This window comes from Salipaludibacillus sp. HK11, from assembly GCF_047795645.1.
Taxonomy (GTDB): domain Bacteria; phylum Bacillota; class Bacilli; order Bacillales; family Salisediminibacteriaceae; genus Salipaludibacillus.
This window is the reverse complement of the sequence record NZ_CP181045.1, coordinates 2,508,782-2,523,502: the sequence shown is the minus strand read 5'-3', so window position 1 is coordinate 2,523,502 and position 14,721 is coordinate 2,508,782. Positions and strand designations below refer to the sequence as shown.

The following is a 14,721-nucleotide window of genomic DNA, read 5'->3' as shown; positions in this document are numbered from 1 at the left end:
TTAAATGGTAAAGATCGTTACAATAGGTGAGATTCTCATTCGCTTGCAAGCGCCGAATCTTTCTTGTTTGTCTCAAACCCCTCACTTTGACAAGTATTATGGTGGAGCAGAGGCGAATGTAGCTGTCGGCCTAAGTCATCTTGGTCATGAACTCTCTCTATTATCATCCCTTCCGAAAGATCATCCTTTAGGAGAGGGGGCTATTCAACATCTTAGGAAACACGGAGTCAGTGATCACTTGATCATGCGAGACGGTGAGAGAATGGGAATTTACTATGTCGAACAAGGTTTTTCAAATCGACCTGGAAAGGTCTACTATGACCGTGCCCACTCATCGGTTTTAAAACTTGCCAAGCATTCGATCGATTGGGATAAGGTCTACCGAGAGCAAGATTGGCTTCATCTATCAGGTGTCACGCCTGCAATTGATCCGAAAATGAGAGACTTCGTAGTGCATGCAGTAAAAGAAGCCAATGCTCGAGGTGTCAGAGTGAGCTTTGATTTTAATTTCCGTAGTAAACTATGGTCGAAAGAAGAAGCTGTGGAAACTTTTAAAACGCTTCTACCGTATGTCGATCACTGTTTTGCTGGTTGGAAAGATTTCGCGCTCCTATTTGATTGGGAGCCTATAGGCGTCACATTGTCGGAGCAATTGCAACATTTTTACAAGAGACTTCAAAAAGAATATGATATCCATTCTGCAAGCTGTACAAACCGACATGTGATCAATTCAAGTCGTCATGAACTCACGGCCTACCACTTTGATGGGAAAACTCTTCACGAAGGCAAAACGGTGAGTTTTGAAGTTCTTGATCGAATTGGTGGAGGCGATAGTTTTGCGGCAGGTGTTCTGCATGGGATATTCTCGAACATGAAGCCTAAAGAGCTATTGGACTTCGCAACAGCATTAAGTGTGTTGAACCATTTCGTTCATGGAGACAATAGCGGTTTTTCAGAAGCAGAAGTTTTTGATTATATGGTAAATCAATCCGGAGATGTGTCTAGGTAATTCTAGAAGACACATCTTCTTTTTTTTGTCTTTTAATGGGGACCACCATTAACGTTTAAATTTGATAGTGATAATTCGCATGAATTAATGTATTTACACCGAGAAATTTCTTTAACGCAAGAGCCGATGCACCAAGTGCGCAGGCTTTATTTCCTAAAGTAGATACTCTAATCTCCTGATAATTATTGAACTTGGATTGAAGTTTTTCTTCAACCTTTGCGATGAGTTCAGGGTGAGCATTCAAAAAAGGACTATTTAAAATGAGCTTCTCTGGATTAAATATGTTAATGATATTGTTTAAACCTACAGCTAGGTAAAGGAGATATTCGTTCATATACTGATTGTCTCCTTTGTGATCAAACATTTTTTGTAACCGTTCATTATCTGAATATAAAGGATAAACAGATGCAAGTTTTTTCTTTAAGGCTTTATCCGAAGCATATAGTTCCCAACACCCCAGATTTCCACAAGTGCATTGAATGCCGTTTGTTTCAATAATCATGTGACCAATTTCACCGGCAAACCCTTGAAATCCGCGATAAATTTCGTGGTTTTTGATAATACCTAGGCCGATGCCAGTATATAAAGTGACACAAAACAAATCTGAGATGTATTCAGAGTAGACTTGTTCGGCAAAGACAGATAAGTTGGCATTATTGTCTACATAAGTTTCTACGTTAAACGCTTCCTCAAAATACTGCGTAATATTTTCTTTTGTCCACTTTTCTTTTGGTGTGTAGACGATCTCATTTTTCCGATTTACGATCCCGTGAACACCAATTCCAATACCAACTAAGCCATGGGGCGAGTAAAGGTCATTGTATTTCTGAATTAATGGATGAAGAATATCGATAATTTCACTACTAACTAGACTTAACTGATTGTTATTTAATGGTTGTTCTTCGCGATAGAGGACTCTTCCTTTTAAGTCTGATAAAATGAAAAGGAATTTCCCCTCATCAATATCGATTCCAACGCTGTAACCTGCCTGTCCTTTTATCTCTAGGATAATCGGCTTTCTCCCACGAGACGTCGTATCACCGGCGTCGGCTTTTTCAATAAAGATATCTTCATCAAGGAGATCTTGAACTTGTGCAGATACCGTTGCTTTATTTAATCCGGTTTTTCTGGAGAGTTCGCTGCGTGACAGGGTCATGTGCTGAATTAGTTCTTCAATTAAAATGAGTCGATTCATCTTTTTGATATATGTAGCATCACCAGTGTTCATTTTTTCACCTCAATAAGTTTCACTACTAGACAATTTTTTTATATTGTATCATTTTTAAAAACAATAATTGTAATAATGTGAATGAATATCACCTGTAACTATATAAGTATAGCAAAGAATACCCTCTTTAAGTGTCACTAAGTTGGAACAATAATTATAATTAAGTTATGGTTAAGTGACAAACTAAATATGGGAGAGGATTAGATGAATGAAGTTCTCATGGCTGGTCATCGTATAGAAGGTAGTAGTGGATATTCCTTTGATTACCACTCTCATCAAGAATATGAAATTTATTTTTTCCATGCTGGATCATGCCGATATTTGATCCATAACCAAATTTATGATTTACGCCCAGGTGATATTCTATTGATGGATGGTATGACTTTACATAGGCCAAATGTTCTAAATCAAGAAGAGTATGTGAGAAGCGTTATTCACTTTTCTCCTAAATGGATTAGTGGAATTATAAATGAGTTAGGAAGTCATTATTTATTAGAAATATTTCAACACTTACAGCATTGTCTCATTCGTTCGAATGAAAGCAAGGAATTAATGGAATTAGAAAGTCTTATACAACGTATGGATGTTTTAGGTAATCATATTAACAATAAAGATATTAAATTTGAGACTGAGTTGAAGGTTTTGTTATTGCAAGTGTTAATTATTGTTCACCGCTTAAGTAAAAATAAATTACCGGAAATTCCTAATAAAAAGGATACAAAAGCAGAATACACAGAAAGTATTGCTGTTTATATCCAAGAAAACTTCGAAAAAAAAGTAACGTTAGATAATATCTCTAAAGATTTGAATATAAGTAAGTCGTATATATCTCACATCTTTAAAGAAGTGACAGGATTTACAGTAATGGAATATTTAATGGAGTGTAGGTTAACGCAGGTTAAATATTCTTTAGAAATGGAACCAAAGAAACCTTTAAAAGATATTGCTTTTGATTGTGGTTTTGAAAGTGTGGCCCACTTCAGCCGATATTTCCGAAAAAAAATAGGAATGACAGCAAAGGAATACCGGCGTTTACGACTAAAATCAGTTTAAAGATGTTAAGTAAATTCTATATAGAAATTAAGCGAGTTGTCTCATTGAAATAGTGAGACAGCTTTTTCTATTTTTCATTTAGTAGAAAAAGAATGGCAAAATCGACTACGATAAAGCGCGATCAGTCAATTTTATAGATATATTAAACAGGTTGGGATAATGAAATTTATTGTTGATTTATATATACTAATACTAGTATAACAGATGTATTTATTTAATCCGCGAAAAAATGATAAGGCTTACATTTAATCGAAAGAACTGTTGAAAATTGATTGAGTTTGCACAAAATTGAAAGGGGTATGATTATGAAAAAAGTTAGGTTAGGTATTATTGGTTTAGGCACGCAAGGTGGAGCATACGCAGGATTTATTCAAGAGGGCAGAGTTAAAAATATGGAAATTGGTGCGATTTGTGATACTGCCCCTGAAAAGAAGGCGTTGGCAAATGAAAAGTATCCAGATACCCCATTTTATGAAAATTATATTGACATGTTAGATAGTGGAGACATAGATGCTGTTGTTACTTGTGTGCCTCACTATTTACATCCTGAAATGGGGATTGAATCGTTAAAAAGAGATGTTCACGCATTAGTTGAAAAGCCAGCTGGTGTTTATACGAAGCAAGTAAAAGAACTAAATAAATTTGCTGAAACAAAACCAGAATTAACATTTGGAATTATGTTTAACCAACGGACAAATGAGCTGTACCAAAAAGTGAAAGAAGTCGTCGACAACGGGGATATCGGTGGTATTCGTCGAACAAATTGGATCATTACAACATGGTGGAGACCACAAGGTTATTATGACCAGAGTGCTTGGAGAGCGACATGGGATGGTGAAGGCGGTGGTGTTCTCGTCAATCAAGCGCCACACCAATTAGACTTACTTCAATGGATTTGTGGGGTTCCAAAAAAGGTTTATTCGAATGTGAAGTACGGCTACCAAAGAGATATTGCTGTTGAGGATGAAGTGACAACAATGCTTGATTATGGAAATGGTGCAACGGGTGTTTTTGTTACGTGTACACACGACATTTTAGGAACAGACCGTTTCGAAATTTTAGGTGATAAAGGAAAAATTATCGTAGATGACAGTAAGAAAGTGACGATTAAAAGACTGAAGAAGCCTGAGTCTGAGATGAGCGATTCGATGAGTATGGAAGATATGATGAAGCTTTCCATGGGTGGAGATATGGCAGAAATTTATGACGATGAAGTGATAGAGTTTGAAAGCGTTTGGGGAGCGCAACACACGGCGGTAATGGAGAACTTTGCTGGTAATATTTTAGATAATGAACCACTGTTAGCACCTGGAAGTGATGGGATTCATGGGGTAGCTTTAGCAAATGCTATTCACTTGTCAAGCTGGTTAGGTAAAGAAGTTGAACTTCCAGTTGATGAAGATGTATATCTTGCTGAACTAAATAAAAAAATTGAAGAAGAAAAACGATCTACTAACAAATAAGACAATTTGAACTAACTCATCGCCGATTATGTTGTGAGTTAGTTATAAAGAGAGGGGGGGGATCTATGTTGAAAGTTGCAGTAATTGGACTGGGAGACATTTCTAATATTCATATACCTGCTATCCAAGCAAATACGAACACGCATCTAGTGGCGGTTTGTGATATTGATGTAATGTTAAGAAATTCAGTGGAAGGCACCACTTTCTACACTGACTATCTTGAAATGTTAGAAAAAGAATCTTTGGATTGTGTTCATATTTGTTTACCGCACCATCTTCATTATAGTGCTACGAAGGCGTGTGCAGAGAAAGGGATTCATGTTTTTCTTGAAAAGCCTCTTGCAAGAAATGTGGAAGAGGGTATGGCATTAGTTGATTTAGAAGAGAAACATAAGGACGTGAAAATCTGCGTCAGTCTGCAAAATCGGCTTAATGAAACAGTCGAAAAAATACAAGAGATTATTAATAGCGGTGTGTATGGAAAAATAATTGGTTTAAAAGGGCTTGTTACTTGGTATCGTCCAAAATCATATTATGATGCCAAGCCTTGGCGAGGAATCATGAAATATGCTGGCGGTGGTGTGATGATCAATCAAGCTATCCACACGTTGGATTTCATGCAATTAATCGGCGGGCGCATAGAGAAAATTAGAGGGTCAGTGGATAACTTATCTGATTATGGGCACGAAGTAGAAGATACAGCTACTGCTAATATCACATTTACAAATGGTGCAACTGGGCTATTTTTTGCTACTATTACTAATGCAACGAACTCTTCGGTTGAACTTCAAGTTCTTTTGGAAAAAGGGAAATTAACGATTAAAGATAGTATTCTGACAAAGACTTTTGGAGATGAAAAAAAAGAAAATGTCATTGAAGATGAAAAGTTAAAAGGGAGTAAATTTTATTATGGAGCGAGTCACGCAAAATTAATAAATAGGTTCTATGATTGCATTGAAAATGATACAGACAATTATATTCACGTGAAAGATGCCCAAACATCAATGGAAATGATCAGTGCGATTCGCAGATCTTCAGAAATAAAAAAAGAGATTAAAATGGAGGTACACTAATGAAAAAAGGTAAAATTGGCGTACAAATGATGATGCTAAAAGGCAAGGTGGAAGAGATAGGCGTATACGAAACAATGAAAAAAATAAATGAATTAGGATATCATGCAGTGGAAGTGTCTCAAATTCCAATGACAGAAAAAAATGTATCAGAGTTAAAACGAGCAAGTGAAGATTTCGAAATCGAAATTGCTGCACTTTCAGCTCCTCTAGAGCCAATGTTACCAGGTATGGAAGGTGAAACGTTAACTGTAAACTTCGATAAAATAGTGAATGATTGTAAAACGTTAAATTGTCATTTCTTACGAATAGGTATGCTGCCGTTAAACAGAATGTCTGATAAAAATAAAATAATGGAGTTCATCAACGATGCTGAAGCAATGGCAGTAAGGTTAGCCAAACAGGGCATTGAATTGTATTATCATACTCATCATATTGAGTTCCAAAAATATGATGGAGAATATTTATTGGATATGATGAAAAATAACACAACTAAACTAGGTTTTGAATTGGACGTTCACTGGATTCAAAGAGCTGGTGAAGATCCAGTTAAAATCATTGAACAATATGCAGACCGAATTGCCCTTTTACACTTAAAAGATTACCGTATCGGCAAGTTAGATGTGAAGGAAGAAGATTTAAAAGATATGGGTCAATTCTTTGGGAAATTCACTAATTTGATAGAATTTGCAGAAGTGGGCGAAGGAAATCTTGATATAAATGCGGTCATTGATGCAGGATTAAAGAGTGGCGCGCAATACTTTTTGATTGAGCAAGATGACACTTATGGTAAAGATCCATTTGATTGTTTGAAAATATCAGGGGATAACTTAAGAAAGCTAGGCTATTCTGACTGGTTTTAATTTGGGGGACGAACCTTAATCGAAAAAACAATCTAGATAGGAGTGAAGATTCATGAGTAATGATGGTATGACATATGCACCGAAAGGCAAACCTAATCCAGTTGTAAAAGAAGGAGAATTTCAAGTTGCTGCTGTAGCACTTGATCATGGCCACATTTATGGGATGTGTAACGGATTACTGGAGGCAGGCGCGAGTTTAAAATGGGTTTATGACCCAGATCAGGAAAAAGTGAATGATTTTTTAACGGAATTTCCAGAAGTGAAAGTCGCTGAATCATTAGAACAAATTTTAAATGACGAAACAATACAGTTAGTAGCTGGTGCAGCGATACCATCTGATAGAAGTGCACTTGGTAATAAAGTGATGAAAGCAGGTAAAGATTATTTCACAGACAAAACACCTTTCACAACGAAAGCTCAGCTTGAAGAAACAAAACAAGTAGTGGAAGAAACAGGACAAAAGTATATGGTTTATTTCAGTGAACGTATACACGTTGAAGGAGCGGTGTTTGCTGGCGACCTTATTGAAGAAGGTGCGATTGGCCGTGTTATTCAAGTAACTGGTTTCGGTCCACACCGATTAAATGCTTCAAGTCGTCCGGATTGGTTTTTTAATAAAAAACAGTACGGTGGGATATTATGCGATATTGGTAGTCATCAGATTGAACAATTCTTATACTATGCTGGATGTGAGGATGCGGAAATATTACACAGTAAAGTTGGAAACTATAATAACGCTGATCATCCAGAATTAGAAGACTACGGTGATACAACGTTAGTAGGAGACAATGGAGCAACACAATACTTTAAAGTGGATTGGTTCACCCCTGATGGTTTAAGCACATGGGGGGATGGACGTACGTTTATTACGGGAACAGAAGGTACGATAGAGATTCGTAAATATGTTGATGTTGCTAGAGAAAAAACAGGGGACCACTTATTTCTAGTGAATAAAGATGGTGAGAAGCATTATAAATTATCTGGAGAAGTAGGCTATCCGTTCTTCGGAGAGTTAATTAAAGACTGCATTCATCGTACAGAAAAGGCTATGACGCAGGCACATGTGTTTAAAGCAGCAGAACTATGTTTAGAAGCACAAGAACAAGCTGTGGTGGTGTAGTGTCACTGCAGCTTAAGTGTAAAAAAATAGACAAGGGGAGATGCACGTCTCCCCTTGTTTGTTAAAAGTCTGCTTTTACTGCTTTCATAATAACGAGATAAGCAATTAAAAATCCAATGATTCCAAGTGAAATCGGAATAGCAATAAAGGAATAAAGGGTGCTGCTGTCTACGGAGGAAAAGATGACCGCAATAATCAGAATGGAGGAGGTAATCGTTGCTGGTACAGAATATTTTCTCATCCCAAAAAGTAACGGTATTAAAGCCATTCCAGAAGAACTAAACGCAATAAGAACAGTGTGAAGGGCTCTTTCAGTCAACATGTCTAGTGTGATGGGTTCGCTGATGTAGTGAAAGATCGTATTAAAAAAGGCGAAACTACTAAAGACAAAAATGTTCGAGAGAATGACAAAGAAGAAGGTTAACATACTTATGATATAAACCTTTGCAACCAGAAGTTTTCTCCGATTTATCGGATACATAAATAGTACTGAAATCGTTTTATCCCTGAATTCTTCTATAATCATATGAGAGAGTAGAACGGCGGCATAAATAACAAAAGCAGCTACAATAAATATTTCCATTAACATAAATACACTTTCATAGTTTACTAAAAATTCTGCAGTAGCCTCTTCGTCTAGTCCAAACAATAAAAATATACCGATAATTCCTACATTAATAGAAAGAAAAGTTAATAAAATATTTCTAATATTCATCTTTTTCATTTCCAGTTTTATCAGGCTAAGCATCTTTATTGCCTCCTTCGATTAACTGTAAAAAATAATCCTCCAGCGATTTGCTTTTTTTATTAATCGATCCGATCTCAATCTGATGTGTAACCATTGCATGAATAATATCATTTTGCGAAACGTTACTATCATAGATCTGAATCAAACCATCTCGTTCTTTTATTCTAAAATTATCTATATTTAATTCATTTTCCAGCACAAATGCAGCTTTTGCTTGCTCTTTCACACTTAATTCCATATGCTCTACATGTTTCCTACGTATGATATCCATCGAGGCCTCTTCCAATAATTTTCCTTCTCGTATCACACCTATCGTATCTGCGATCTGCTCGATTTCACCAAGGATGTGGCTGGAAATCAATAAAGTCATTCCATACTCTCTGCTAAGGTTTAAAAACAAATCACGTAATTCACGTATTCCTAAAGGGTCTAGCCCATTTACAGGTTCATCTAATATCAGGAGGTCTGGTTTAGTGATAATCGCTCTTGCAATGGCTAACCTTTGCTTCATTCCGAGAGAAAATTCCTTTACAGGTTTCTTTTCAATGTTCACTAAATTTACTAGCTTTAGCGCTTCAGAAATGGCACCTTTATTATAAAAACCCATGTATTCGCAATGGAGATTAAGATTCTTTCTGGCTGAGAGCTTTTCATAAAAAATAGGGTATTCAATGATACTTCCCATTCTTTTTAACACCTCAAAGGAAGAGGGGCTTAATATTTCACCTAACACTTCAATTTCTCCGCCAGTTGGCGTCACAAGGTTCGTTATCATCTTCATAACAGTCGTTTTCCCTGCGCCGTTTGGACCAAGGAATCCATAAATTTCACCTTTTTTTACATTCATATTTACTTCTGATACTACTTCCGCTCCTTTGTACGTTTTTGTTAAGTTGTGAGTTCGAACAATATAGGTCATCTTCTTGCCTCCTTTTCGATCTAACTTAACTATAGCAACGGAAAATGTCTTTTCTCTTACCAATTCCTTAAGTAAATCTTACGTTTTTAAAAAACATATCTTACGCATTTTTAAATGTAAGGATAAAGGCAGTCCGACTATATGGAACACTAGAAAATTCGATCTTCCCTTCCATTTGTTCTGTCAGGCGTTTGCTAATCGTTAAGCCTAAACCACTTCCTTCTGCAAACTCAGTCTTAGAATCTTTGACTGTATAGAGGCGTTCAAAAATACGGTCCTGTTTAGAATGTGGGATGCCTTTTCCTTTATCCAAGACTTCGATCGTTACGGTCTCGTTATCTGCGACTACTGTTAATCCAACGAATTTGCCATCTTTTCCATAGCAAATCGCATTTGATAATAAGTTATTTAAGATACGGATCAAGGCATCCTCATCACCATAAAGATAGAGGGCTTCTTTGGGGATATTTATCTCCACGTCAAAGCCTTTATTAATTAACGTGTCATAATAGCCCACTACAACTTTTCGACACACTTCATTGATGTGAATGCGCTTGGAGTCTAATTTCCAGTCACCTGACTCTAGCTTTGCCAAATCAAAGAATTTGTTGATTAAGCTTGCTACATCGATTACTTTTACAGAAACCTTTGCTAACAAAGCATTACGTTCTTCGGGAGTATAATCGTTATCGTATTGAATGTTTTCTAAATAACCTAAAACTACGGTTAAAGGCGTTTTTAGGTCATGAGATATATTGGTTAGCATGCGGTTCAGGGACATGCGCATCCGGGCATTGTCAGCTAAATATTCTTGATGATAATCAAGTAATTGATTGATTTTCATTAGCAATTCCCGTAACTGTTTGTCCTCTGTCATTAATAAAATTCTTTCTGACGATTTGTTGGAAATGAGAAGCTTTATCTTATTTGATATGTATCGTAAATTTTTCCCTAACCTTCTCTTGGAAAGGTATTGTTGAAAGAGTAATAGAAGCAAAAGAAGTATAATAGTAGTTAATATAACAATCATTTTTTTAGCTCCATTTTATAACCGATTCCCCATATAGTTTTTATATAAGTCGGGGTGGAAGGATCATCTTCAATTTTACTTCTGAGCCTTCTGATATGAACATTGATCACATTGTCATCGCCGTAATATGTATCTTTCCAAACTCTTTCAAAAAGTTGACCTTTTGTAAAAACATGATTCGGATGTGCGGCTAGTAAACTTAAAATTTGAAATTCTTTTGCTGTTAAGCTGATTTCTTTTCCATCTTTTAAGACCGTGAAGTTGTCCAAGTCAATGATAAGGTCAAGTACCGCTAGTTTGTTTTCTTGTTTTGCAGAGTCGGTCTTGGAGTACTGATTTGATCGTCGTAATGCCGCATTTACTCTTGCTGTCATTTCAATTAAGGAAAAAGGTTTACCTATATAGTCATCCGCGCCAAATCCAAGTCCTAGAGCCTTGTCGACATCACTATCTTTTGCGGACATGATTAAAATTGGGAGTAAACTTTCTTTGCGAATACTCTGAACAATATCGATCCCATTACTTGATGGGAGCATTAAGTCAAGCAAGATTAAATCAATTTTTTTCTGAGAAAAAAGCGCTATTGCTTCATGTCCATCAAATGCTGAGACAACTCTGTATCCCTCTTTCTTTAGATGAGTAGCAATCATTTCATGAATCTGTTCATCATCTTCCACTAATAAAATTAATTCGTTCAATTTGATTCACCCTTTCTTTTTAAAATATAGCTAGTAGCGAGAGCTATTATATCCCTATCACGAATTAATTCCTACATGAGTGGTTTTCTTTATTATAGTATAAAACATCTTCAGGCGTGGAATACTGTAGTAGGGTAATAGCTGTCAATATCAAGAGATTTGATCATTTGCTCTTGACAGCTAACTAACGTATATGATAAAAATAAGTAAGCCAGTAAAGAAAGTAAGCGATTGCAATTCCATACATGGATTGTTACTGTTCGGCAGGCAAAACCTAAGTTTGTACTGGAGTATCCGATGGGGTATTCTAGATACAAAGTTAGGTTTTTTTTATGGCTATGGAATTTAATTTACGCGAAAAAGGTAAGTCAAAAGAAAAGGTGAGGTGAATAATGGAAATAAAGAAGGTATTAAATAATAATGTTGTCATAGCGAATAATGAGTTGGATCAAGAGACTGTTGTAATGGGCAGAGGCTTAGCATTTCAACAAAAAGTAGGGGATACAATTGATACATCTAAAATAGAAAAGAAGTTTATTTTAGAAAAACATGGTGTTTCTGAAAAACTTGCTAAATTGTTAGACGATACTTCTGAATTGTATTTAAACATTTCATCGAAGATTTTAGACTATGCTAAATCGCAATTACCATACAAACTAGATGATTATTTATATGTTGCTTTAACAGACCACTTAAGTTTTGCAATAAGTAGGCATAAGCAAGGAATGAATTTAAAAAACCCATTATTATGGGAAATTAGAAAGTACTATAAGCAAGAATTTGAAGTAGCAGTAAAATCATTAGACATTATTGAAAGTGATGCAGGAGTGCGACTTGTGGAAGATGAAGCAGCTTCGATTGCGTTACATTTAGTCAATAGTCAAATTTCCGGTGGAAATATGGCAGAAGCTTTTCAAGTGACTGAAATGGTGAATAACATTTTAAACATCGTGAAGTATCACTTTGGTATGGAACTAGATGAAAGTTCGATAAATTATGAACGATTTTTAACACATTTACGGTTTTTTACGATGAGGTTTATCCGTAAGGAAAGAGTCGTCGATACAAACGATAATTTTTTATACGAACAGTTAATTCAAAAATATTCAGAGGCGTTTCAATGTAGTATAAAGATAAAAACGTATTTAGATAAGAGTTATAATTGGTCCATTTCAAAGGATGAGGAAATGTATTTAACTCTTCATATTCAACGTGTAACTAATCGTCATGAATGGCATCAAAATTAAGTTGAAATAAAAAACGAAGAGCGAGATCAAATTTGTCGATAATTGTTATATTTTGAAATTTTATGCGATGTAACCGTTGACAATTGGTTCGAAAAGAATTATAGTAAGATTATAAATTAAATATCCTTTTGAAGGAATGTTACCACTAGTGGGCATAACCTGATCTGATTTGAGGACACACAATCTGTGTGCGTTTCAAATTGGTTCAGGTTTTTTTGTGTAAAAAATATGAACATCATAAGAAAGTGGGGGTTAACATGAAAAACGAAAAATTAGCAAAAGAGATTTTGGATTTAGTTGGCGGGAAAGAAAATGTAAAAAGTGTTACTCACTGCATTACGAGACTTCGTTTCAAGTTGAAAGACGAAGGAAAAGCGAATACAGATGCACTGAATAATCACGATGGTGTTGTCACTGTTAGGCAAAGTGGTGGTCAGTATCAAGTGGTTATCGGAAATCATGTGTCAGATGTTTACAAAGCATTAGTTGACATTGGTGGTTTTGCTAATCAAGCACCGGAAGAAGAAGAAGAAGGCAGTAGTGGCAGTTTATTAAATCGATTTATCGAAATGATTTCAGGCATTTTTATGCCAATACTTGGAGTACTAGCAGCATCAGGTATGATTAAAGGTTTCACCGCACTGTTTGTTGCCTTAGACTGGATTGATAATACAGGTGGAACATATCACGTATTAAATGCAACTGGTGATGGGTTATTTTACTTTTTACCCATTCTATTAGGATATACCGCAATGAAAAAGTTCGGTGGAACGCCCTTCTTGGGCATGGTTATCGCTATGGCTTTAGTTTATCCGGCATTGGAAGGTATTCCTGACGCTGGAGACTCGTTGTATACCCTGTTTTCTGGAACTTTGTTTGAATCACCTGTCTTTATCGAATTCATGGGTATTCCGGTTATTTTAATGCCTTATTCGATGTCTGTTATACCAATTATTGTGTCAACGTTCTTCGCGGCAAAATTAGAAAGATTCTTTACAAAAGTCATCCCTTCTGTTGTGAGAATGTTCTTGGTTCCGATGTTTACGTTACTTATTATTGTTCCGTTAACATTTATCGTTATTGGTCCTATCGCAACATGGGCAAGTCAATTAATAGGTCAAGGAACGGTTTGGGCGTATGAGTTGAGCCCTATTATTGCAGGTGCGATACTCGGTGGTTTTTGGTTAGTGTTTGTCATGTTTGGTCTTCATTGGGGACTTGTTCCAGTTGCGATAAACAACATGCAAACGTTAGGGAGTGATCCCATATTAGCGATGATGTTCACACATTCATTTGCTTTAGCGGCAGCTATTATAGCAGTATGGATTAGAACAAAAAATCAAAAAACGAAAACACTTAGTGCACCAGCGTTTATTTCATCGATGTTTGGTGTGACGGAACCGGCTATGTACGGAATCGCTATACCACTAAAAAGACCGTTTATTTTCACAATCATCAGTTCAGCAATTGGTGGTGCGTTACTAGGGTTCTTTAGTACGAAAGCATATGTCATGGGCGGTTTAGGAGTATTTATGTTCCCTAGCCTCATTCATCCAGAAGAAGGAATGAATGCAGCATTCATGGGGTCAATTATTGCAGTTGTTGTAGCTTCTGTTCTCGCATTTGTATTCACTTACTTCTTCGGAGGATTCAATAAAGAAGAAGGTACGGAAGAAGCACCAAACAAAACGGAAACAGCTTCTTTAAATAAAGGCGAAACGGTAGAAATTGCTAGTCCTATAAAAGGACAAGTTGTTCCATTACAGAACGTTTCTGACCAAGTATTTTCTTCTGAAGCCATGGGTAAAGGTGTTGCTATTTTACCAACCGAAGGAAAAGTTTACGCACCTGTTAATGGTGTCGTAACGACCTTATTCAAAACAAAACATGCTATTGGTATTACTTCTGAAAATGGTGTAGAAATTTTAATCCATGTTGGCATTGATACGGTTCAATTAGATGGCGAACATTTCGCTGCTCATATTGAACAAGGAGCGACAATCAAATCCGGAGACTTATTATTAGAGTTTAACGTTGATAAAATTAAAGAAGCCGGGTACGACGTTATTACTCCTATTATCGTGACGAATCATGATGAATTAGGAGAGGTAAAAATCACTGAGAAAGAAACGGTCGAAGCAAACGAAAACATGATGACTATTTTAGGTTAAATGGACGTAGGTGCGTTGTTATCAGGTTCATCAACATCGCACCTACATTCTTTAAAATATTTAACGACATTAAGAGGTTATCGATTTTTAAAAACTTTATCT

General features: G+C 36.1%; 13 protein-coding genes. 8 read left to right on the top strand and 5 right to left on the bottom strand.

Going from position 1 to position 14,721, the window contains the following annotated elements:
• The first annotated feature begins 4 nt into the window (after positions 1 to 4).
• Positions 5 to 1,009, top strand: coding sequence for a sugar kinase (locus tag ACM26V_RS12265; protein ID WP_416151696.1), 1,005 nt, complete (start codon positions 5 to 7; stop codon positions 1,007 to 1,009).
• A gap of 55 nt (positions 1,010 to 1,064) precedes the next feature.
• Here the strand turns inward: ACM26V_RS12265 and ACM26V_RS12260 are convergent, their stop codons facing one another.
• Positions 1,065 to 2,204 carry an ROK family protein gene (locus ACM26V_RS12260; RefSeq protein WP_416151695.1) on the bottom strand — a complete coding sequence of 380 codons (1,140 nt, stop codon included), beginning with the start codon at positions 2,202 to 2,204 and terminating at the stop codon, positions 1,065 to 1,067.
• A 237-nt stretch (positions 2,205 to 2,441) separates the two neighbouring features.
• Here ACM26V_RS12260 and ACM26V_RS12255 point away from each other — a divergent pair, with 237 nt between their 5' ends.
• The 5 genes from ACM26V_RS12255 (at position 2,442) to ACM26V_RS12235 (ending at position 7,806) form a co-directional block, all read left to right on the top strand.
• Positions 2,442 to 3,290 carry an AraC family transcriptional regulator gene (locus tag ACM26V_RS12255; protein ID WP_416151694.1) on the top strand — a complete coding sequence of 283 codons (849 nt, stop codon included), beginning with the start codon at positions 2,442 to 2,444 and terminating at the stop codon, positions 3,288 to 3,290.
• A 305-nt stretch (positions 3,291 to 3,595) separates the two neighbouring features.
• The gene (locus ACM26V_RS12250; RefSeq protein WP_416151693.1) at positions 3,596 to 4,753 is read left to right on the top strand and encodes a Gfo/Idh/MocA family protein; all 1,158 of its coding nucleotides are present in this window, start codon (positions 3,596 to 3,598) and stop codon (positions 4,751 to 4,753) included.
• A 65-nt stretch (positions 4,754 to 4,818) separates the two neighbouring features.
• The gene (locus ACM26V_RS12245) at positions 4,819 to 5,826 is read left to right on the top strand and encodes a Gfo/Idh/MocA family protein (RefSeq protein WP_416151692.1); all 1,008 of its coding nucleotides are present in this window, start codon (positions 4,819 to 4,821) and stop codon (positions 5,824 to 5,826) included.
• On the top strand, positions 5,826 to 6,686 hold the full coding sequence (locus ACM26V_RS12240; RefSeq protein WP_416151691.1) for a sugar phosphate isomerase/epimerase family protein: 861 nt from the start codon (positions 5,826 to 5,828) through the stop codon (positions 6,684 to 6,686). Before ACM26V_RS12245 ends, ACM26V_RS12240 begins: the two co-directional genes overlap by 1 nt.
• A gap of 52 nt (positions 6,687 to 6,738) precedes the next feature.
• Positions 6,739 to 7,806, top strand: coding sequence for a Gfo/Idh/MocA family protein (locus ACM26V_RS12235; RefSeq protein ID WP_416151690.1), 1,068 nt, complete (start codon positions 6,739 to 6,741; stop codon positions 7,804 to 7,806).
• Positions 7,807 to 7,867: 61 nt separating this feature from the next.
• Here the strand turns inward: ACM26V_RS12235 and ACM26V_RS12230 are convergent, their stop codons facing one another.
• From ACM26V_RS12230 to ACM26V_RS12215, 4 genes are all read right to left on the bottom strand, one after another.
• The gene (locus ACM26V_RS12230) at positions 7,868 to 8,554 is read right to left on the bottom strand and encodes an ABC transporter permease (protein WP_416151689.1); all 687 of its coding nucleotides are present in this window, start codon (positions 8,552 to 8,554) and stop codon (positions 7,868 to 7,870) included.
• A complete protein-coding gene (locus ACM26V_RS12225) occupies positions 8,547 to 9,473 on the bottom strand; it encodes an ABC transporter ATP-binding protein (protein WP_416151688.1) in 927 nt (308 codons plus the stop codon). Before ACM26V_RS12225 ends, ACM26V_RS12230 begins: the two co-directional genes overlap by 8 nt.
• 100 nt (positions 9,474 to 9,573) lie before the next feature.
• Entirely contained in the window at positions 9,574 to 10,503 is a 930-nt protein-coding gene (locus ACM26V_RS12220; protein ID WP_416151687.1) for a sensor histidine kinase, read from the bottom strand.
• Positions 10,500 to 11,201 (bottom strand): winged helix-turn-helix domain-containing protein, encoded by a 702-nt coding sequence (locus ACM26V_RS12215; RefSeq protein ID WP_416151686.1) that lies wholly within the window; start codon positions 11,199 to 11,201, stop codon positions 10,500 to 10,502. Before ACM26V_RS12215 ends, ACM26V_RS12220 begins: the two co-directional genes overlap by 4 nt.
• 392 nt (positions 11,202 to 11,593) lie before the next feature.
• On the opposite strand from ACM26V_RS12215, the gene licT reads away from it, so the two are divergent.
• Both licT and ACM26V_RS12205 read left to right on the top strand, forming a co-directional pair.
• Positions 11,594 to 12,448 carry a BglG family transcription antiterminator LicT gene (licT, locus tag ACM26V_RS12210; protein ID WP_416151685.1) on the top strand — a complete coding sequence of 285 codons (855 nt, stop codon included), beginning with the start codon at positions 11,594 to 11,596 and terminating at the stop codon, positions 12,446 to 12,448.
• 257 nt (positions 12,449 to 12,705) lie between these two features.
• Complete coding sequence (locus ACM26V_RS12205; RefSeq protein ID WP_416151684.1) at positions 12,706 to 14,619, top strand: beta-glucoside-specific PTS transporter subunit IIABC; 1,914 nt, start codon at positions 12,706 to 12,708, stop codon at positions 14,617 to 14,619.
• Positions 14,620 to 14,721 lie beyond the last annotated feature (102 nt).

Coding starts and splice junctions, on each gene's coding strand:
- licT (WP_416151685.1), top strand. CDS start 11,594: ATGGAAATAAAGAAGGTATTAAATAATAATGTTGTCATAGCGAATAAT.
- ACM26V_RS12220 (WP_416151687.1), bottom strand. CDS start 10,503: ATGATTGTTATATTAACTACTATTATACTTCTTTTGCTTCTATTACTC.
- ACM26V_RS12240 (WP_416151691.1), top strand. CDS start 5,826: ATGAAAAAAGGTAAAATTGGCGTACAAATGATGATGCTAAAAGGCAAG.
- ACM26V_RS12230 (WP_416151689.1), bottom strand. CDS start 8,554: ATGCTTAGCCTGATAAAACTGGAAATGAAAAAGATGAATATTAGAAAT.
- ACM26V_RS12250 (WP_416151693.1), top strand. CDS start 3,596: ATGAAAAAAGTTAGGTTAGGTATTATTGGTTTAGGCACGCAAGGTGGA.
- ACM26V_RS12260 (WP_416151695.1), bottom strand. CDS start 2,204: ATGAATCGACTCATTTTAATTGAAGAACTAATTCAGCACATGACCCTG.
- ACM26V_RS12235 (WP_416151690.1), top strand. CDS start 6,739: ATGAGTAATGATGGTATGACATATGCACCGAAAGGCAAACCTAATCCA.
- ACM26V_RS12205 (WP_416151684.1), top strand. CDS start 12,706: ATGAAAAACGAAAAATTAGCAAAAGAGATTTTGGATTTAGTTGGCGGG.
- ACM26V_RS12265 (WP_416151696.1), top strand. CDS start 5: ATGGTAAAGATCGTTACAATAGGTGAGATTCTCATTCGCTTGCAAGCG.
- ACM26V_RS12225 (WP_416151688.1), bottom strand. CDS start 9,473: ATGACCTATATTGTTCGAACTCACAACTTAACAAAAACGTACAAAGGA.
- ACM26V_RS12245 (WP_416151692.1), top strand. CDS start 4,819: ATGTTGAAAGTTGCAGTAATTGGACTGGGAGACATTTCTAATATTCAT.
- ACM26V_RS12255 (WP_416151694.1), top strand. CDS start 2,442: ATGAATGAAGTTCTCATGGCTGGTCATCGTATAGAAGGTAGTAGTGGA.